Source organism: Halorhodospira sp. M38 (assembly GCF_022227985.1).
Classification (GTDB): Bacteria; Pseudomonadota; Gammaproteobacteria; order Nitrococcales; family Halorhodospiraceae; genus Halorhodospira; species Halorhodospira halophila_A.
On the sequence record NZ_JAJNQP010000006.1, the window covers coordinates 62352 to 82315 of the forward strand.

16 protein-coding genes and 1 pseudogene are annotated in these 19964 nt (G+C 68.6%); 11 read left to right on the forward strand and 6 right to left on the reverse strand.

Annotation, left to right across the window (positions count from 1 at the left end):
- Nucleotides 1-21 precede the first annotated feature (21 nt).
- Nucleotides 22-126: pseudogene (locus LRA98_RS05725) on the reverse strand (Wadjet anti-phage system protein JetD domain-containing protein); the annotation flags it as partial.
- Nucleotides 127-178: 52 nt separating this feature from the next.
- Between LRA98_RS05725 and LRA98_RS05730 the strand changes: the two are divergent.
- Both LRA98_RS05730 and LRA98_RS05735 read left to right on the forward strand, forming a co-directional pair.
- Nucleotides 179-1126 carry a diguanylate cyclase gene (locus LRA98_RS05730; RefSeq protein ID WP_238633129.1) on the forward strand — a complete coding sequence of 316 codons (948 nt, stop codon included), beginning with the start codon at nucleotides 179-181 and terminating at the stop codon, nucleotides 1124-1126.
- Nucleotides 1127-1256: 130 nt separating this feature from the next.
- Nucleotides 1257-5051, forward strand: a complete 3795-nt coding sequence (locus tag LRA98_RS05735; RefSeq protein WP_238633128.1) for a PAS domain S-box protein — start codon at nucleotides 1257-1259, stop codon at nucleotides 5049-5051.
- A 37-nt stretch (nucleotides 5052-5088) separates the two neighbouring features.
- Here the strand turns inward: LRA98_RS05735 and LRA98_RS05740 are convergent, their stop codons facing one another.
- Nucleotides 5089-6660, reverse strand: coding sequence for an ATP-binding protein (locus LRA98_RS05740; RefSeq protein WP_238633127.1), 1572 nt, complete (start codon nucleotides 6658-6660; stop codon nucleotides 5089-5091).
- Between the two features lie 186 nt (nucleotides 6661-6846).
- On the opposite strand from LRA98_RS05740, the gene LRA98_RS05745 reads away from it, so the two are divergent.
- The gene (locus tag LRA98_RS05745; protein WP_201169347.1) at nucleotides 6847-7251 is read left to right on the forward strand and encodes a hypothetical protein; all 405 of its coding nucleotides are present in this window, start codon (nucleotides 6847-6849) and stop codon (nucleotides 7249-7251) included.
- A gap of 239 nt (nucleotides 7252-7490) precedes the next feature.
- Here LRA98_RS05745 and kaiC read toward each other — a convergent pair whose 3' ends face one another.
- Nucleotides 7491-9017, reverse strand: coding sequence for a circadian clock protein KaiC (gene kaiC, locus LRA98_RS05750; protein ID WP_238633126.1), 1527 nt, complete (start codon nucleotides 9015-9017; stop codon nucleotides 7491-7493).
- A complete protein-coding gene (locus LRA98_RS05755; RefSeq protein ID WP_201169351.1) occupies nucleotides 9014-9325 on the reverse strand; it encodes a circadian clock KaiB family protein in 312 nt (103 codons plus the stop codon). The genes kaiC and LRA98_RS05755 overlap by 4 nt, the downstream gene beginning before the upstream one ends.
- A 269-nt stretch (nucleotides 9326-9594) precedes the next feature.
- Here LRA98_RS05755 and LRA98_RS05760 point away from each other — a divergent pair, with 269 nt between their 5' ends.
- A complete protein-coding gene (locus LRA98_RS05760) occupies nucleotides 9595-10239 on the forward strand; it encodes a LysE family transporter (RefSeq protein ID WP_201169356.1) in 645 nt (214 codons plus the stop codon).
- A 29-nt stretch (nucleotides 10240-10268) separates the two neighbouring features.
- Here the strand turns inward: LRA98_RS05760 and LRA98_RS05765 are convergent, their stop codons facing one another.
- Nucleotides 10269-11501 (reverse strand): HD-GYP domain-containing protein, encoded by a 1233-nt coding sequence (locus LRA98_RS05765; RefSeq protein WP_238633125.1) that lies wholly within the window; start codon nucleotides 11499-11501, stop codon nucleotides 10269-10271.
- 186 nt (nucleotides 11502-11687) lie between these two features.
- On the opposite strand from LRA98_RS05765, the gene LRA98_RS05770 reads away from it, so the two are divergent.
- Genes LRA98_RS05770 through LRA98_RS05780 form a run of 3 tightly spaced genes read left to right on the forward strand, consistent with a single transcriptional unit; the run spans nucleotide 11688 to nucleotide 16290 of the window.
- Nucleotides 11688-15233 (forward strand): SNF2-related protein, encoded by a 3546-nt coding sequence (locus tag LRA98_RS05770; RefSeq protein WP_238633124.1) that lies wholly within the window; start codon nucleotides 11688-11690, stop codon nucleotides 15231-15233.
- 35 nt (nucleotides 15234-15268) lie between these two features.
- A complete protein-coding gene (locus LRA98_RS05775) occupies nucleotides 15269-15796 on the forward strand; it encodes a permease (RefSeq protein ID WP_238633123.1) in 528 nt (175 codons plus the stop codon).
- Nucleotides 15790-16290: a hypothetical protein gene (locus tag LRA98_RS05780; protein WP_238633122.1), complete on the forward strand. Its 501-nt coding sequence runs from the start codon at nucleotides 15790-15792 to the stop codon at nucleotides 16288-16290. The genes LRA98_RS05775 and LRA98_RS05780 overlap by 7 nt, the downstream gene beginning before the upstream one ends.
- A 21-nt stretch (nucleotides 16291-16311) precedes the next feature.
- Here LRA98_RS05780 and LRA98_RS05785 read toward each other — a convergent pair whose 3' ends face one another.
- Nucleotides 16312-16449 carry a hypothetical protein gene (locus LRA98_RS05785; RefSeq protein ID WP_201169367.1) on the reverse strand — a complete coding sequence of 46 codons (138 nt, stop codon included), beginning with the start codon at nucleotides 16447-16449 and terminating at the stop codon, nucleotides 16312-16314.
- Nucleotides 16450-16609: 160 nt separating this feature from the next.
- Here LRA98_RS05785 and LRA98_RS05790 point away from each other — a divergent pair, with 160 nt between their 5' ends.
- The 4 genes from LRA98_RS05790 to LRA98_RS05805 all read left to right on the forward strand — a co-directional run bounded on the left by LRA98_RS05790 (nucleotide 16610) and on the right by LRA98_RS05805 (nucleotide 19962).
- A complete protein-coding gene (locus LRA98_RS05790) occupies nucleotides 16610-16819 on the forward strand; it encodes a hemin uptake protein HemP (protein ID WP_238633121.1) in 210 nt (69 codons plus the stop codon).
- Nucleotides 16820-16988: 169 nt separating this feature from the next.
- Nucleotides 16989-19085, forward strand: coding sequence for a TonB-dependent receptor domain-containing protein (locus tag LRA98_RS05795; protein ID WP_238633120.1), 2097 nt, complete (start codon nucleotides 16989-16991; stop codon nucleotides 19083-19085).
- A 151-nt stretch (nucleotides 19086-19236) separates the two neighbouring features.
- Nucleotides 19237-19485, forward strand: a complete 249-nt coding sequence (locus LRA98_RS05800) for a hypothetical protein (RefSeq protein WP_201169376.1) — start codon at nucleotides 19237-19239, stop codon at nucleotides 19483-19485.
- A 3-nt stretch (nucleotides 19486-19488) separates the two neighbouring features.
- Nucleotides 19489-19962, forward strand: coding sequence for a hypothetical protein (locus LRA98_RS05805; protein WP_201169378.1), 474 nt, complete (start codon nucleotides 19489-19491; stop codon nucleotides 19960-19962).
- The last annotated feature ends 2 nt before the right edge of the window (nucleotides 19963-19964 follow it).

Consider the following 19964-nt stretch of genomic DNA (forward strand, 5'->3'; position numbering starts at 1 on the left):
CGGCGAGGCCCGTGGCGGTGCTCACAGCTGGCGCAGCCGCCCCCGGACCCACCCGAAGGCGATCCGCTCCTGCTCAAGACGGACCCGCCCACCCAGGCGGCCCCGGCGCAGATCCTCGAAAAGCGCCGCTTCCGCCGTGCCTTTTCGGGGTCACCGTTAGGCTGCATAATGCCGTTCTATGGAGAAGGAAGAACACCCCACGGCGCCCGAACATGACGGCACGCCGCCGACCATCCTCATCGTCGACGACGAGCCGACCAACATCCAGGCGCTGGCCCACCTGCTCAAGGACGACTACCGCATCCGGGTCACGGCAGCCGGCGAGAAGGCGCTGGCGATCGCCGCCGCGGATCCGCAGCCGGATCTGATCCTGCTCGACGTGGTCATGCCCGAGCCCGACGGCTACGAGGTCTGCCGCAGACTCAAGGCCGACCCGCGCACCCAGGGCATCCCGGTGATCTTCGTCACCGGCCGGGACAGCGCCGCGGATGAAGAGCGCGGGCTGGAACTCGGCGCCGTGGACTACATCATCAAGCCGTTCAGCCCGCGGATCACCCGCACCCGCGTGCGCAACCACGTCGAGCTCAAGCGCAAGACCGACGCGCTGGAGCGGCTCTCGCAGCGCGACGGGCTGACCGACCTGCCCAATCGCCGGGTGCTGGACCAGCGCCTCGGGGAGGAGTGGACGCGCTCCCAGCGCGGCGGTACGCCGCTGTCAGTGGTCATGATGGACATCGACCACTTCAAGCCGTTCAACGACCACTACGGCCACGGCGCCGGTGACGACTGCTTGCGCCGCGTCGCCCGTGCCCTGGCCGGCGTACCGGGGCGAACCACCGATCTGGTGGCCCGCTACGGCGGCGAGGAGTTCATCGCCCTGCTGCCCTACACCGACAAAGCCGATGCCTGGCGGATGGCCGAACGATTCCGCACCGCGGTGGCTGCACTCCAGCTGACCCACGGCCACACCACCACCGGAATCGTGACCCTGAGCGTGGGCGTGGCCACCCATAACGCCGCCGACGGGACCGCCAGCGCCGAGCAGCTTCAGCAGGCCGCGGACCGGGCGCTCTACGCGGCCAAGCAGGCCGGCCGGAACCGGACCCACCAGGCGCCGGCCCCCTGAGCAGGCGCCGCAGCCCCGCCCACACCCTGCGACGCACCGCGTCGGACGCTGTGTTAATCTGCCCTTAACCCCTCTTCCGACAAGGGTACGGCGGAGGGACGCACGGCACCGCAGCTTCGGGGGTGACAGCATGACAGGCGCTGAGGCAAACCCCGGTAGCACAACCGGCCGGTGCGGCGAGTGGCAGACTCTGTTCGCCCACCTCCCCGACGCCACCCTGCTCATCGATCCGGGCACCGGCCGCGTGCTCGAGGGCAACCCGGCCGCGGCCGAGCACCTCGGCTACCCGGTGGAGGCGCTATGCGGTCTGACCATCCCCGATTTCGAGGCCGTCGAAACCCCGGAGGAGATCGCCGCGCACGTTGAACGGATCCGGCGCCACGGGCGCGACGACTTCGAGAGCCAGCACCGCCGCCGCGACGGAACGCTGATCGATGTCCAGATCACGGTCTCGCAGATCGATTTTGGCGGACACCCCCGGCTACTCGCCGTCTTCCGGGACATCACCGAGCGCAAGGAGACCATCCGGGCCCTGCGGGCCAGCGAGCAGCGCTTTCTCGATGTGGTCAACGCGGCCGGGGAGTATATCTGGGAGATCGACCGCAACGGGGTCTACCAGATGGTGACCGCCCAGATCGAGCCGGTTCTCGGCCGACCGGTGGCGGAGATCATCGGTCGCTCCCCGGTCGATTTCATGCCCGCCGAAGAGGCTCAGCGAATCCAGGCGATGCTCGCCGAGCGGGCCGAGACCGGGGCCCCCTGGCAGGGCCTGGAACATGAGTCGCTGCACCCGGACGGCACCCGGATCTGGCAGCGGGTCAGCGGGCTGCCGATCTTCGACGACCACGGGGCACTGATCGGCTTCCGGGGCACCGGGCGCGATATCACCGCCGAGCGCCAGGCCCAACGCAACGAGCGGCGGCTCAACGAGCGGCTGCGCCTGGCCACCACGGCGGCCCGGATCGGCGCTTGGGAACTTGATCTGGAGACCGAGCAGCTGGAGTGGGATACCGGCTCGACCCGCATCTTCGGCTTCGACCCCACCGTTTTCCAACACCGCCTGGCGGGCTGGCGCGCCCTGCTCCCGACGGAGAGTCAGGCGATCACCCGGGACCTGGTCGAACGCACCCTGCGGACCCAGGAGCCGTGCGAGGCAGAATTCCGCTTTGAGCGCCCCGACGACGGGACCGTACGGCACATCCGCGCCGTGGGCCATTCGGTCCGCGACGAACAGGGCCGGATCCGGCGCGTGGTGGGGATCAACGAGGACATCACCGACCGGGTCCAGGCCCGTGAGGCCCTGGCGGCGCAGGAGGCCCGCTTCCGCGGCCTGTTCGAACTCGCGCCGGTGGGGCTGGCGATGAACGACTTCGAGACCGGTGCCTTCGTCGACTTCAACGCCAAGCTGCCTGAATCGGCGGGCTATACCCGCGAGGCTTTCGCCGGGCTCACTTACTGGGACCTGACCCCGAGCGAGTACGAAGAGCAAGAGCTGGAGCAACTCCGGGCTATGGAGCGCACCGGTTACTATGGGCCGTACGAGAAGGAGCTCATCCACCGCGACGGGCATCGCTTCCCGGTTTTGCTCAACGGGTTCCGCATGACGGACCCGCAGACCGGGCGGACGGTGATCTGGTCGGTCATCCAGGACATCTCCGAGCGCAAGGCGGTGGAACGGACCCTGCGCCGGGCCAAAGAGCAGGCGGAGAGCGCGAACCGGGCCAAGAGCGACTTCCTGGCCAACATGAGCCACGAGATCCGCACGCCGATGAACGCCGTCATCGGCCTGGGACAGCTGCTGCTTGACACCGATCTCGCGCCCACCCAGCGCAGCTATGCGGAGAAGATGCACAACGCCTCGCGGATGCTGCTGCAGATCATCAACGACATCCTCGACTACTCCAAGATCGAGGCGGACAAGCTCACCCTCGACCCGCACCCGTTCGACCTCCACGAGCTCACCGATCAGATGGCGACCCTGTTCGGCGAGACGGCCGGCGAAAAGGGCCTGGAGCTGTTCCTGCGGGTGGAGCCGAGCGTCCCCTCATCCCTGACCGGCGACGCCCTGCGCCTGGGCCAGGTCCTGAGCAACCTGCTCTCCAACGCCATCAAGTTCACCCGCAAGGGGCAGGTCGGGCTCACCGTCGAGCGCGTCGATGAGGACGCCGAGGGCGTGCGGCTGCGCTTCACCGTCGAGGACACCGGCATCGGCATCAGCGCCGAGCAGCGCCGCCACCTCTTCCAGGCCTTCTCCCAGGCGGACACCTCCACCACCCGCAACTACGGCGGCACCGGCCTGGGGCTGGTGATCAGCCAGCGGCTGGTCGAGCGCATGGGCGGTGAACTCCAACTGTCCTCGACGCCGGGCGCCGGCACGCGCTTCTCGTTCGAGCTCCGGCTACCCACCGCCGGGGCCCGATCGCCGGCCACGTTTGAACCGAAGGCGTTCGGGGGGCACGTGCTGGTGGTCGACGATCACCGGATCGCCCGGCAGATCCTGCGCGAACACCTGGAGGGATGGGGGTTCGCGGTCACCGAGGCCGACAGCGGCCCGGCAGCGATCGAGGCCGCGCGGAGCGCCGAGCGCAGCGGCCGGCCCTTCAAGCTGATGCTGATCGACGTGCACCTGCCGGGCGGACCGGATGGCCGGGATACGGCACAGCACCTGCGAACCCTACACGAGCACGGCGACCTGCCCGCCACCGACGCCCGCATCATCCTGGTCAGCGCTTACCAGCCGGAGGGCGAGGCAGCGGACGATCACATCGACGGCCACCTGGCCAAGCCGGTCACCGCCTCCACGCTCCTGGACATGATCCAGACCACCCTCGGCGGCGATGCCGACGGCGGAACCGCCTGCGAGACCGGGACGATCCCGGATCTGACCGGCCGCTCGCTGCTCCTGGTCGAAGACAACGCCATCAATCAGGAGGTGGCGCAGCGGCTGCTGGAACAGACCGGCGCCCGGATCATCCTGGCCAGCAACGGCGCCGAGGCGGTAGCGCGCTGCCGCGAGGCGCCCTTCGACCTGATCCTCATGGACCTGCAGATGCCCATCATGGACGGCTACCAGGCCACTCGGGAGATCCGGCGGGATCACCCGGATCTGCCAATCCTTGCCCTCACGGCTGCGGTCCTCGACAGCGACCGCGCGGGCGCCCGTGAAGCCGGCCTGGATGATCACATCGGCAAGCCCATCGACCGGCAGCTGCTGTACCAGCGCCTGGCCTACTGGCTCGGTGAGAGCCGTCCGTCGTCCGCCGCAGCGGATGGCTCCACGCCGGTCGACGAAGGGGATGAAGCCGACACGCTGCCCGAGCATCTGCCGGGGATCGATCAAGCCCTCGGGCTACGCCACCTGGAGGGGGATCGGGCTTTCTATCGGCGCCTGCTGCAACGCTTCGCCGACCAGCTCGACGGCGAGCTCGGCCAGCTCCCCGCGGCCCTGGACCGGGGCGAGACCGCGACCGCGCAGAGGCTGGCGCACACGCTCAAGAGCACCGCCGCCACCGTCGGAGCCACCCGGCTGGCCGAGGCCGCGACCGCCGTCGACGGCTGCCTGAAGGCCAACGAGGCCGTGCCCGAGGAGCTGCACGAGGCCGTGCGCGCGGCCCTGGCCGAGCTGGCCGGCGGCCTGGCAGCGCTGGCAAAGGCGCCACCACCCCCTGCGCGGCCGAGCAGCCGGGACAAGGCCGCCGGAGGGAAGGCCCTGGCAGCACTGCAGAGGGCCCTGGACAGCCACGAACTGGTCGAGGAGGCGCTTCTGGAGGCGGCCCTGGAGCACCTGGCCACCTTCGCCGAGGCATCGACGATCGAGGCGCTGCGCGCGGAGATCGAGCAGTTCGATTACGAGGCGGCTGCCGAGCGGCTGAGCCGTCTGGCCACGAAGACCTCCCCGCTGGATGGAGGCCGGCAAACGCCCTGAGGGGAGGCACGACCGCCTGGCGCCGGCGTAAACGCGCTCAGACCGGACAGCCGGTGGACTGTTCCCGCAGCCTGCGGATGTGATCGATGAGCTGCTGCAGGACACCCAGTCCGACCCGCTCCTTGAACACCCGGTCCGCCCCGGCCTGCAGGCAGTCGCGCTGCACGTCGGCCAGAGGATGGGCGGTGATGATAGCAATGGGCGTGCGCGGCATGTCCTCCTCGGCTTCGGCCTGACGCACCAGCCGGGTCAGCCGGCGTCCGTCGAGATCGGGCAGGTGCAGGTCGAGGACCATCAGGTCCGGGGGCCGGCGCTGCCACTCGTCGAAGGCGTCCACGCCGTTGTCCACCAGACGGGGTGCGCAGCCGATGCGCAGCAGGAGTTCGTAGAGCAGCCGGCCACTGGCCGCATCGTCCTCGGCGACCAGCACATCGAGTTCCACCGCACCCGGGGACGGGACCTCGTCACCGAGCAGATCGCCAACCATTGAGGCCTCGCCGTCGTTGTCGGCCTCCGGGAGCACGGCGGAGAAGCTGAAGACCGCACCCGCGCCGGGGGTGCTCTCCACCCGGATTTCCCCACCGAGCAGCGAGACGATCTGCTGGCAGATGTAGAGGCCGAAGCCACAGCCGGTTTCACAGGTGGGTGAGTTGCAGGCGCGCGTGAAGGCCTCGAAGATGCGCGCCTGATCCGCCTCGGCGATCCCCGGCCCGGTGTCGGCCACCGCCACCTCGATCCGCGCCCCCTCAAGCCGCCGCACGCGTACCGTCACCGAGCCATGCTCGGTGAAGTGGATGGCGTTGTGGGTGAGGTTGTTGACCACCTGGAGAAAGCGTACCGGATCGCCGCGCACCCGGCGCGGCAGCGCGCCGCCCCACTCCAGGTGCAGCTGCAGTCCCTTGCGCTCGGCGAGTTCGCGCAGCAGCGCCACCTGCTCCGACAGGCAGCGGCGCAGGTCGAAGGGCTCGGCGCGCAGTTGGCCTGCATCGGGCTCGGGCTGTGCCAGTCCAAGGATGGCGTGGACCTGGGCGAGGAGGGTCTCGCCGGCCATTTCCGCCTGCTCGAGGTCGTAGCGCTGCTCGGCATCCAGGGCGGAGGCCCGGAGACGCTCATGGGCCCGGCCCAGGGTCCGCAGCGGCTTGCTCAGCCCATGGCTGATCGCCCGAAGGGAGGCGCGGTGCTCCTGCTCGGCACGGGCACGGGCCCGCTCGGCCTGGCGCTGCTCGGTGACGTCCTCGTTGATCCCAAACATCCGGCTCGGCTGGCCCTGCTCGTCGTAGAGCTGCTGTCCGGCGGAGCGGATATCCCGCAGGCTGCCGTCCGGCCGGCGGATGCGAAAGGTCGTCTCCCAGGGCTGGCCCTGCTCCACCGCCGCCCAGATCCGCTCCAGCGCGGCCCGGCGGTCTTCCGGCAGCAGGCGCTGCTCCCAGGCCGCGAAGGTCAGCGGCGCATCGCCGTAGGGCACCCCGTAGAGGTCGTACATGGGCTGATTCCAGTGGAACACGCCGGCGCGCATGTCCAGTTCCCAGACCCCGATCCCGGCGGCTTCGGTGGCGACCCGAAAGCGCTGCTCGTTCTGATGGATGATGCGGTGGTACGGGTTGGACATCCGGGCACGCCCCTAGCCTTCCGTGCATTGGACTGCCCTCAGAATATACGCACTTTTTGCGGCGCGACATAGCCTGCTGCCTGCAACGCCGGCGAAGAGGAATCCCGCAGGGAAATCACGTTGTGCAGTGCACCGCGCCCGGCAATATTGAATGGGCAGCGTTCCAGCACATTGCGGAGGTGGGGAATGTTTAGTGCGATCCAGAAGACCCTTGTCCTGATTGGCCTCGCCGTTATCGCCGTCGTCTATGCGGGCATGAATGTGCACGCGTGGGCCTGGTGGGAGACGGCGGGCACCCTGCGTGAGCAGTACGACGCAACCATCATCGGCCTCAACGGCCTCGCCGGCCTGCTCATGATCATCGGCGGCGCCTTTGGGGCCGAGAACTACTACCGTGACCTGCGCGGGGACAATCTCCCGGGCAGCGGCGGTATGGCGGCAAGCCTGCCGAGTTCATCGCTGCGGGTGGACCAGGAGGCATTCTTCAGCTCTAGCGGCAGCGCCGCCGGCTACGATCTGGCGATCAAGCTCGGCTTTGTGATCCTGCTCTGCGGCCACGCCTTGATCGTCTACTCCCGGGCCGTTAGCTGACCGGGGTAGCGAACAGGCGAAATCCCGAATAGCAAGGCGGGTTGGCGCAACCGGCCATCGCCCCCTGGCCGGCCCTGCAGTAGGGCCGGCCAGGGACTTCTCTGCCGCCAGACCCGGCGGTCAGCACACCGACGCGCCCGACACCGTCCGGTGCTGGGCGTCTACGCATTGCCAGCTTCCGCGTTGCCGAGGCGATCGCCGCCGGGCGCATTGGACGGCGCCACCATGCCGGCGCGGGTTCACTCATAGTAATGAGAGGATCGGGGATCCCTGCCGGCAGCGGACGGCGAGTCGATGATCCGGTTGGGGTGCCCCTCCAGGATGCCTTCGATGCCGCGGAACGGGTCGCCAATGTGCATGCCCCGGTGATCGATCCGGAACTGCCGAATGCTCTTCTCGTGAGCAGCACCGCGCATCTTCAGCACGGTGAGCCCGCGCCGCACCTCGCCGGCCATTTCAACGTAGCGCAGCAGGATGATCGAGTCCGTGAGTGTGGAGATGTGGGCCTCGGTGACGGAGGATCCGCCCATCAGCGAGGGCGTACTGGCCGTAAACAATCCAGCCGTCTCCCGATCCTTGGTGAAGGAGGTCAGAGCGATGACGAACTCCCGGAACCCCCGCGGCGTGGCCACGCGCTCCAGCGCGGTCAGGCTATCGAGAGCGATCCGGTGGGGCCGGAAGGTGTCGATGGCCTGCTTGATGCGGATGAGGTGATCCTCCAGCCCGGCCGACTCCGGGTACTCGCAGTGGATCTGCAGGTCGCCCCGCGCTTCGGCGGGCTCGTACTGAACGTCCCAGCCACGGGCGTTGCGGATGAGCTGGTCGCGACTCTCCTCGAAGGCAAAGAGAAGGCAACGCTCGCCGGCCGCCAGGCCGCCGGCGATGAATTCCGTGGCCATCAGGGTCTTGCCGGTCCCCGTGGCCCCGGAAGCGAGCACGATGGAATCCCGGTAAAAGCCACCGCCGCACATCCGGTCCAGATCGGCGTTGCCCGAGGTAATACGCAATTCGGAGGAACGCTGGGTCAGTTCCATCGCAGAGAGCGGGATTGCAACCACACCGCTTTCGGGCAGGATCGTGAACGGGTACTCCCCTTTCTGGTGGTTCGTGCCGCGGAATTTGAGGATCTCCACCGTCCGGCGGCGTGTCTCCGCCTCCAGGATATTCCGCAGGATGACCACGTTATCCGCAACGAACTCTTCCACCCCGTGCCGTGCCACCAGACCATACTCGGCTTCGCGCTCGGCGGTCATGACGGTGGAAATCCCCAGCCGCTTCATTTGGCCGGCAATCCGAAACAGATCCCAGCGCACCTGCCGGACATCCGGGAAGCGCGAGAACATGGCACCGAGGGAGTCGATGGCCAGGCGGGTCGCGCCCGAGCGCTGCACGGCGCCGAAGACCCGAGCGATCAGGCCACCCAGGTCGTAGGCGCCGGTCTCCTGCGGCTCCTGATCGATATCGGGGGAGGCGTCCACGAACGTCCACCAGCCGCTGGCCTCCCACTCCTCCACGGGCCACCCGAAGGCCTGCAGATTGCGCCGCAGGTCGGCCGGTGATTCCTCGCAAGTGACAAAAACGCCCGGGGTTTGCTCATCGAGGATCCCCGCAGCCAGGAACTGCCCCGCAAAGACCGTCTTGCCGCTACCCGGCGTACCCGCGACCAGAGTGGTCCGTCCCGCCGGGACACCCCCCCGGGCGATGGAGTCGAACCCCGGGATCCCGGTGGCGGTCTTGCACACCGGCTCGATGCTCCGTTCACTCATGGCATTCCATCCTTTGCCTCGGGGATCAACTGCAGGCCGTTGAGTACCTGCTCACGATCCGAAAGATCACCGATGACACGCCGCACCGGTGGCGGTAGCTCCTTAATGAGCGCGGGGGTGGCAATCACCCCCTCTTCGTCACCCCGGTGCGGCTCGTGCATCAGATCGACCACCTCGATGCGGTACTGATCCGGGAACTGTGACTCGCAGATCCGCTGGAGATTGTGCAGGGCTGCGCGGGCGTGCGGACTGTCGCCCGCAATGAAAAGCCGCAGCAGATAGCGGGGCGCGGAGGTGTCTTCTGGCATATCGGGCGTGCCCTGAGGTCTTCCGGGCAGGCTAGCATCGCCGGTTTTACAAGACCATCGAACGCCAGCTGGCGTGCTTGTGCACGACCGCCTGCGTGCTGGCAGAATGCCCGCAGGACGTGGCCGGGATCGACCCTAATCGGGGCACCGACCGCCGCCCGGGCCCCCGGGGCGACACAAGGACTCCCGCACATGGAAAAGGCGTCCCTCACCGCGACGGCTTAGGCGCCGCATCCGCACCAGCAACGATGCAGGACCCTTTCTGACCGGTGGAAGCAAACGACTGGCTACTGCTGATCACCGTCTGCGCCCTGGGGGCCATGTCGCCGGGGCCGAGCCTGGCGGTTGTGGCGCGTCACAGCCTGGAAGGCGGTCGGTCGGCCGGGCTCACCGCGGCCGTCGCCCACGGTATCGGCGTCGGCGGCTACGCCGCCCTCAGCGTGGTCGGGCTGGCCGGTATCCTGGCCGCCCACCCGACCCTGCTGGCGGCCATCCAGGGCCTGGGTGCCGCATACCTGGGCTGGCTGGCCGTGCAGTCCGCCCGCAGCGCCCGGATCGGACCGGAACCCCCTGCTGCACAGAAAGACCGGTCGCCGGCGCAACCGGGCAGCCCGATCCAGGCGGCAGGAGACGGCCTGGCCATGGCACTGCTCAACCCGAAGATTGCCCTGTTCTTCCTGGCGATCTTCAGCCCGTTCACCGGCCCCGGGCAGGCGGCGTGGGAGCAGGCGCTGATGGTGTCCATTGCCGCCGGGGTGGACATCGGGTGGTATGCGGCGGTCGCCGCGCTGTTCTCGCTGCCAGCCTGGCGTGAGCGGCTAAAAAGCCACCAGCGGCTGCGCGAAGGGGTCTTCGCCGTGGTACTGGCCATGCTCGCGCTCTACACCGCCGGCATCGCCGTGGGCGCTGTCTGAGCCCGCGCGATGAGCCGGGGCGGCCGCAATCACCCGCGCTCGGCGCGATCCACCGCCTCGCCCCACTCCTGGTCATAGCCCCAGGCCATGTGCGGCGAATAGAGCACGCGCAGCTCCTCCTGGCGGTACACGCCACGGATCTCTACACCCTCCTCCTCCGCCAGCGAGCGGAACCGTGGGCGGATGAAGACGCTGCCGTCCGGCCGGCGCAGCAGGAAAACCTGTGGGGCCATGCTGCTCGGGCCGCGACGGGTCACCACCGCGGTCTCGCCGTTGCTCAGATCGACCAGGGTGCCCGGTGGGAAAACCCCCAACTCGCGAATGAGCAGCCGCGTCAGCGTGGCGTCGAAGCGACACCCATCGTCCGCGTATAGCTCCCGCAGGGTATCCCGGATGACATGCGCCGGGCGGTGAGCGCGAGGGGTCACCATGGCCATATAGACATCGGCGAGCATGACCACCGCGGCCTCGGTACTGATCTCCTCCCGTGTCAGCCCGCGGGGGTAGCCGGAGCCGTCCATCCGTTCGTGATGCTCGCGGACGGCGCGCAGCCAATGTTGATCCTCCAGGCCCGCGGCCGTCAGCAACGCCTCGGTCCGCTCCGGGTGACTGTGGAGTTCACGGCGCTGCGCCGCGCTGAGGGCGCTCTCCTGCTGATCGAGCTGTTCCTGCAGGGCGAGCATGCTGAGGTTGGCGGTCAGCGACGCACCGACCACCGCCCGGCGCTGACCACCGTCCAGAGAGGCGGCGCGGGCGAGCAGGTCCGCGACTACAGCCTTGCGGATGGGGTGCAGCACGCGATTGGGGAACTCGCGGTTGATGTGCGCCGCCGCCAGTGCGGCATCCGGATCGCGGTCGATCAGGTTGCCGAGCTGGCTGATCATCCCTTCCAGCCGCAGCAGGTAGTCGTGGCGACCGAGATCGATGGCGTGATGGACCCGCCGCAGGGAAGCGGCACATCGGTCGAAACTGACGAAGGGATCGAACTTCAGTTCGCCACTGTGGTTCTCCCAAGACGGGCTGGCTTCCCCCAGGGTAACCGTATCCTCCTGGAACGAGGTGGCACGAGCGCGCCCGGACTCCAGCAGCATCTGGCGCTGCGCGTCGCTTTTCAGCACGCGGCCGGAGCGCAGCAGGAGCCGCTCGTAGGTGTCGTAGATGGAGTACGGCACCGGGCGACCCACGACGAGATCCTTTCCGCGCACGGGCAGGAAGCGCTCCGGCTCCCCGCTTTCTGGGCTGCGTTTCGACTGCTCGCTCATGATCGCTGGTGACCGCAAAATGGACCGAGAGGGGTGAGCCGCTACGACAAACCGCCGCAGGCTGGTTTCAGCCTCCCAGAATATCGGGAAACGGACGCTGGGAGAACCGGGGCGGGGCCGCCGGGCCCCGCAGCCCCCCGGCAGCGCGCTTGGCCGGGACGGTGCCAGCCGCTAAGCTGGGCAGCCATGACGCGCGCAAACTTCGGCCGGACCTGGTGGGGCGAGCAGTGGCTTGGCGCCCTGCACGAAATCGATTACACCAACCGCCTGCCACGGGGCCGGCGTTACGCCAACAACGGGTCCGTCCAGGCCCTGACCATCGATCAGGGCGAGGTCACCGCCCGGGTGAAGGGGTCGCGTCGCCAGCCTTACAAGGTGCACCTGCGGATCCCTGCGTTGCCGGCGGATCAGACCCGGCAGCTGATCGAGGCCATTGCCGATGATCCGGCGCTGCTCGCAGGGCTGCTCAACAGGCAGCTGGATCCGGCGGTACTGGAGCGCGCCAAGGCGGCGGGCATCCCCGTCTTCCCGAGCAGCTGGCAGGAGCTGGGCATGCGCTGCTCGTGCCCGGACTGGGCCGTCCCGTGCAAGCACCTAGCGGCGGCGGTCTATCTGCTGACACGCGAGATCGATACAGATCCGTTCCTGGTCTTCCGATTGCGCGGGGTCGACTTACTCGGCGCGCTGCGCGAGCGGGGCCATGAACTTCCAGAGAACGACGCCCAGGGGGCGCCGCCGAGCCTGGCGGCGGCACTGTGCGCCGGCAGCGCGGCACCGGAGGAGACAGCGGCCGACCCGGCAGTGCTCGCCGAGCTAGATTTCTCACGGCTGCCCGATCGCATCGAGGCGATCCCGGACGCCCTCCCCCAGGAACCGCCGATCGGCGGGCTGAACAGCTACCGCAAGCTCTGGCGCACCCAGATACGGCGTGTCGCCCGGCAGGCCCAGCGCACGCTGAGCGACGCCGCACGCACCGACGCACAGGTCCAGGAGGCGCAGACCCAAGCCACCACCCTGACCCCGGACGACCGCCCCACCATTCGGGTGGATGCCGACGGCGACGTCCAGATCGACGGCTGTGAAGCGGCTGCAGAGCTCGCGGACCTCGTCGAGCTGCTCGCGCCCCTGGACGCCGACCAGGTGGCCGACCTGCAGCCGGAGGTTGCAGCCCTGCATGCGGCCTACCGCGCCGCCCTGCACCTGACCGCCGCCGGCGCGGCGGTACCCTGGGTACTGGCCATCGACCGGGGCGGCACCAGCGTCCTGTGGATGCCAGCGAGCCTGGATCCGCAGGTCAATACGCTCCTGCGCAGCCTTGCTGCGGGCACCCCGGAAGGGGTCATCCGCCTGGACGAGCCCGGGGCCGACCAGGGCCTCGACCGCCGGACCCGGGCCCGTCTGCTCTGCGGCCTGTTCATCGATTACTGGATCCGGGAGTGGAGCGAGCTTGCCAGCAATGCAGCCGCTGACCCGGTGGCCGACCTGCTTTTCGGCGGTGGCTGCGCCTGGCTGTCGGATCCCGGCCAGGGCGGCACCGCCGCCAGCCTGCACCATTGGCTGCGCCGTTTGCACCTGGCCGAAGCGGCGCAGACCCTGATCCTGCGTGTGGACGAGCCGCAGCCCGAATCCTTCGAACTCTCCATCGAGGTCGGCGATGAGCCGGGCGGCAACGGTGCGGGCGCCCATCGCCCGCTCGCCGACGCCCTCGCCGAGCGCGGCGACGGGCACAGCGAGCTGCTGCGCACCACGGCGATGCTCGCCGATGCCTACGACCCGCTGCGCGACTACCTGCGTGGCGGGGGCCGCACACCGCTATCACTCACCCTCGACGAGCTGCCGGAACTGCTCTTCAACGTCTTCCCGACACTGCAGCTGCTCGGCGTCCGCACGCTGCTGCCCCGGTCGCTGGAGCGACTGGGCCGACCACCGAGCGCAACGATGAGGCTCACCGCCAGCAGTAGCGACAGCGACGGCCACCTCAACGCCAACGATCTGTTCCGCTTCGACTGGCAGGTGGCAGTGGGCGATGACGTGATCGACCCGGGAACCTTTGAGGACTTGGTGGAAGGGGCGACCGGGCTGGTCCGCTTCCGCGGACAATATGTTTACCTCGACCCGCAGGAGATCGAACGTGTCCGCCGCAACCTGGCCAACCCGCCGAAGGTTGACGGCGCGGAGCTGACCCGAGTCGCGCTCACGGGGGAGTACGCCGGGACGCCAGTGCAGTTGGACGAGAGCGCCCGGGAACGGGTCGCAGCTCTGCACCAGGACCTTGAGCGCGCGCCCCCCCGATCACTGGCTGCGCAGCTGCGCCCCTACCAGCAACGCGGCTTCCAGTGGCTCTACGGCAATGTCCGCGCCGGTCTGGGCTGCGTGATCGCCGACGACATGGGCCTGGGCAAGACCGTGCAGATTCTGGCCCTGCTCGCGCAGCTCCGCGACGACGGGGAACTGGCCGGGCGACCGGCGCTGGTCGTGGTCCCGACCAGCCTGCTAAGCAACTGGATGCGCGAAATCCAGCAATTCGCCCCCGAGCTGGGTGCCACCACTTACCACGGCGGCCGGCGCGCCCTGCCGGACGATGCGCAGGGAACCGGCGTCGTGCTCACGACCTACGGCGTGGCGCGAACCGACGCCGCAAGGCTGCGGCGGCAGTCCTGGCGCGCGCTGGTGGTCGACGAGGCACACAACCTCAAGAACCCCCAGGCGGCCCAGACCAAGGCGATCAAATCCATCCCCGCCGGCGCCCGGGTAGCCATGAGCGGCACCCCGGTGGAGAACCGACTCACCGAGTACTGGAGCCTGATGGACTTTTGCAATCCGGGCCTGCTCGGCACCCTGAAGCGCTTCACGCGCGAGTACGTCACCCCGATCCAGACCCACGGTGACCAGAAGACGGCCACGCGCTTTCGCCGGGTCACGGCCCCTTTCCTGCTGCGACGGCTGAAGACCGACCGAAGCATCATCACCGACCTGCCGGAGAAGATCGAGCAGGATCAGTACTGTCAGCTCACTCCCGAACAGAGTGCGCTGTACGAATCGGTGGTGCGCGAGGGCCTGGAGGTCATCCAGGGAACCTCCGATACGTTCCGGCGCCAGGGTCTGGTGCTACAGATGATCCTGGCGCTCAAGCAGATCTGTAACCACCCGCGCCAGTACCTTAAGGAGGGCGAAGACGGGAGCGAGGCGTCGGGCAAGATGCAGCGCCTGCTCGAACTCCTCGAACCGATCCAGCGCCGGCACGAGAAGGCGATCGTGTTCACGCAGTTCCGCGAGGCCGGCAGCTTGCTCCAGGAGGCCGTCGCCGAGGCCACCGGCCGCACACCGGCGTTCCTGCATGGCGGACTCTCGAGAAACCAGCGCGACGCAGTCGTCCACCGCTTCCAGAATGATCGCACCGAACGGGTACTGGTGCTGTCCCTGAAGGCCGCCGGCACCGGACTCAACCTGACTGCGGCCTCCCACGTCATCCACTTCGACCTGTGGTGGAACCCGGCCGTCGAGGCCCAGGCCACGGACCGCGCCTACCGCATCGGGCAAACGCAGACGGTTCAGGTCCACCGCCTGCTGACCCAGGGCACCTTCGAGGAGCGGATCAACGACATGATCCAGTCCAAGCGCGCACTGACGGAGATGACGGTGGAAAGCGGCGAGCAGTGGATCGGCAATCTGGACGACGCCCAACTCAGCCAGGTTTTCAGCCTGGGTCAGAACCACACCGAGCCGGCGTGACAGCCCCCCACGACCGTGACCAGGGGCACACGCGCATGTCCGCGCGGTACCTGGATCCGATGACGATCTTCTTCGCGGTGCTGGCGCTGGGCGCCGGGGCCGCGGTCTACGTGCTCCATGGCCCGGCGGCCTGGTGGGACGCACTCAGCCGGGCCGGCGAGTTGATGCTGCAGGTGGCACCGATCCTGGTGGCTGCGCTGCTCATGTCCGGCTATGTACAGACACTGATCCCGCGCCACGCCATTGAACGCTGGCTGGGCGAGCGCAGCGGCGTGCGTGGCCTCGCCCTGGCCACGGCTGCCGGCGCCCTCACTCCGGGCGGCCCGTTCGCGGCCTTCCCGCTGGTGGTGGCCCTCCTGCGCTCGGGGGCCGCGTTCGAGGTGTGCGTCGCCTACCTCACCGCCTGGTCGGTCCTCGGCCTGAACCGCGCCCTGGTCTGGGAGATCCCGTTCTTCGGGCTCGACTTCGTTGCGCTGAAGATGCTCGTCTCCCTGCCCCTGCCCTTTCTGGCCGCACTCCTGGCCCGCCCGTTGGGCCGTCGCGTGAGACGTTGGGCATGCTGAGTGCTTTTGTGACCATCCTCATCCTGCTGGGGATCTGCGCGGCGATCGCGCAGTTCCAGCCCCACGGCAGCCATCGTGCCGCCGCCCGGGAGGGCTGGCGACAACTCCAGCCGCTGCTCACGCGCCTGCCGGTAGCGCTCATCGCGGCAGCCTTCCTGGCCGTGCTGATTCCGGCCGAGGCGGTCGGCTCGCTGTTCGGCGAGGACTCGGGCGGCGCAGGGATCCTGATCGCATCGTTGCTCGGCGGCTTCCTGCCCGGCGGACCGGTGGTCGCCTTCCCTCTAGTCGTGGTGCTGAGCGACGCCGGCGCCGGCATGGCTCAGCTCATCGCACTGATCACCGCCTGGTCGGTGCTCGCCTTCCACCGCGTCGCCGCCTTCGAGCTGCCGATGCTCGGCGTGCGCACCACCGCGGCCCGCCTGCTGGTCTCCCTGCCGCTGCCAGTACTCGCCGGGGTAGCGGCCGGTGCGCTGACCGGGGCGCTGGCGCCCTGAAGCCCCGTGCCCGACCGGTGATCAGACCGGGCGCAGCGCCAACCCGAAGATGATCAGGGCCACAATGAGCGCCAAGGTCACCGCCAGCAGGGGGTGGCGGCGAAACCCGCCCGGGCTGGCGAGCTCGCGGAGCAACCTGCGCAGTCGATCAATCCTCATCCGATAGCGCCCCTTATCCGCCGCCGCTGTCTAGCTGCACAGCCGGTTGCCCGACCGGACATTCCGGACTAGAATCGCATTCGCTAATGATTCTCATCCGCGCCCTGGCGGATTGACGCTCCGGGCACGGGCAGAGGCACGGCAATCAGAGGAAGCAGCCATGACCAAACGGAACCAGGAGCCGACGACCGCCGCCCACAGCCAGAAGGTTCCCACCCCGAGCGATCATCAGAGCGAACAGACCTCAAGGACCCCGCACATGGACAGCGCTGCCCTCTTCAACGGCACGAATCGGGTCTTCATCCACCACCGCGGTGAGGCGTACCAGCTCCGTGAGACAAGACAGGGCAAACTCATCCTGACCAAATGACCCGGGCCGTTCCCCCCCGGCTCTACGCCCTACATTCCATCGTTTTTTATTCCATTTTCGCGAGCCAGGTGCTGCCCCCTGCACCCAGCCAGCCACTGCGTAAACCGTGATCCACCCGGGGCCTACCCGGGGATCGCACTTTGGACTGGCCATCAGGAGGCTTTGCACGATGCATCCGAAACGAACGCAGACGCCGCTTCTCACCTGCACCAGCCTGGCGGTGCTCGGCGCCCTCAGCACCACCGCCGGGGCCGATGAGGCCCCGACCGCGCTCCCCGAAGTCCTCGTCGAGCCGCCCGAGGAGACCGAAGGCAGCGGCACCGAGCGGATCAGCCGGCAACAGTCCCACCGGTTGCAGGACCTGTTCCGGGGCGACTCGGAATCCCACGTGGGCGGTCCACGCCAGGCGCAACGCCTCTATCTGCGCGGTATCGAGGGGAGCCAGACCCGGGTCACGGTCGACGGCGCCCGGCAGGGCCGGGATCTGCACAACCACCGGGGCGGCCTCGCCGGGATCGATCCCGCCTTCCTCCGCTACGCCGAGGCCGAACCCGGACCGCCGGCGGCGGACGACGGCCACGGCGCCACCGGCGGCTCGGTGCGCTTCGAGACCATCGACGCAGGCGACCTCGTCGACCCCGAGACCGGCTACGGCGGCTTCGCGCGGGGCGTCCGGGGCAGCGCGGCCGACTCCCTGGCCACCAGTGCAGCCGGCGCCATCTACCCCACCGAACGGATCGGACTGCTCGTGGGGGGCAGTTACACGACCACCGAGGACTATCGCCTCGGTGGTGGCGAGATCAAGGATTACACGGCGTACGATGACCGCAATCTGCTGCTTCGGCTCAACGCCGATGGCGAACAGCAGCGGGTCCGACTTGGCTATGAGGAGAACGAGAACCTGGGGGAATTGCCTCTCAGCGGCGGCGATCGTCCGCCCTTTGAAGAGGACGACCTTGCCGATCAGCGTATGGTGCGGGAGACGACCAGCCTCAACTACGAGTTCCACCCGGAGACGCGGTGGGTCGACCTGGAGTTCCACCTTTACCGCAATCAGAGCGAGTGGGAGGACCGCGATGAGGGGGTCGGCTTTCTCAGCGACGGTGTCGGCGGCCGCCTGGCCAACACCGCCACGCTCGCGCGGGGTTCCCTGGGGCCGTTGGGCCACGGGGTGAACCGCCTGACCGTCGGCGGCGATATCGAACGGGATACCGGGGAAGGCGACCATCCGAGCCGGGGCGGCGACATCCTGACCTACGAGTCCCAGGGGGCGTTTATCCAGAACCGGCTCGAGAGCGAGCGACTGGATCTCTCGCTGGGGGTTCGGGGCGACTGGATGGAGACCGACTATGAACAACTAGGGGAGTCGGTGGACTTCTCGGAGGTCTCCACCAACGCCCGGATCGGCTACTGGGCCACCCCGTCAACCGAGCTCTTCGTGGGCTACGGCGAGTCCGCCCAGGGCCGCTCGGGGACCACGACGCTGCATCTGGACCGGAACATCGGCAGCCGCGACCAATTCGATGAGAACGAGGTACCTGACGATTTCAACCTCGACGAGTTCGAGGCGACTCGCATCGAGTATGACGACCCGCAGACCAGCGCTACGACCGAGGCCGGCGTCCGGTCCGAGCAGCCGCTGGCCGGCGGCCGACTGGAGCTTTCCGGCACCCTGTTCCGGACCGATATCGACGACCTGATCCTCTACGGGTTCGAGCAACCCACACGTCTCGGACGGCAACCGATCCAGAGCATCGATAACCTCGACGATCAGATCACCACCGAGGGCTACACGCTCAAGGCCGCGTGGCGCGGGGAAGCTCTTTACAGCTCCGTGAGCTTCACCCACGACAAGGTGCGCGGCCTCGGGGACGGAGACACCCTGACCCCCGGCGAGCCCTCCGGACGCCAGCAGCTGGTCCGTGCCGTCGGCCCGCAGGGGGATCGCCTGGTCTGGGACAGCGTCTACCAGTTCCACCCGGCTCTCCAGGTCGGCTACACGCTGAAGGCGGTCGCGGACCTGGAGCGGGTGATCCCGGGCGACGGCGAACGCGACGGCTACACCACCCATGATGTGCAGATGCGCTGGCAGCCCGGGGGCGACGAGGACGTCACCCTCTATTTCATCGTGCACAACCTCTTCGACGAAGAGTACGCCAGCCACACCGCCATCCCGCGGTACGCAGCCGGTGAGACCGTCGAGGATAGCGATTACGCACGCGAGCCGGGACGCGACATGCGGCTGGCTGCCAAGGTCCGATTCTAAACGTTCCGCACGGCAGGCCGGGGAGTGCGCCCTCTGGCGCTCCCCGGGCCCTCCGGGCCACCTGCTCTTTGCTCGCCGCCCGGGAATCGGCTAGATTCCTCCAAGGGTTCGGAACCACGCGTGCAATCGTGAGCCGTGGAGGCATGGGGCATTGGCTTTTGAATTCTTGATGCTGGTTGGGCTGGCACTGGCGGCGCTGGTGGTCGCCGTCATCATCCAGCGCCGTCGCGACGGGCGCGCCCCGGGCAGCCGCGACGACCCACTGACCCGCGCCTGCCACGGCGACACGGAACAGGCCGATCGCCTGGAGGCCGCCGAGCAGGAACGCGCGGCAGGCAAGCTCTCCCGCACCGAGGCGCGGCGGCGGGCCGCCGAACGCCTGAAACGGGACCGCGTCTAAGCCATGTTTCTGTGGCTGCTGATCGCTGCCGTCCTGGCAGCCATCGACCTCGGCGCCCGCCCGTCGAGCCTGCAGGGTGGCTATCTGCTGGCCGCGGCCATCGGCGCCCTGGCAGCGGCGCTCGCCAGCCTGGCCCTCGGCGATGCCCACCAGTTCGTGATCGCACTACTCGTCGGGGCCGCTGCTGCCCGCTTTCTGCCGCCAGCCATCCAACGCCGGGAAAGGCACCGGCTCAAGCGGGAAGCACGGGACTACACGCTCGCCGAAGTTGACGTCGATGAAGACGGCATCCCCTGCGTCCAGCCTCAGGGTGAGGACACCCCCCTGCCGGCCATGCTCGAGGATCGCGGTGAGCTGACTGCCGGCGACACGGTTTGGGTGCTACGCGTCGAGCAGGGCGTGGCCATCGTGCGTTCGGCCAGTGGACGGAGGGGGCGGGTCCCGCCCCCGCTGAGCCGTTGCCGGTGGATGCGCTAGAC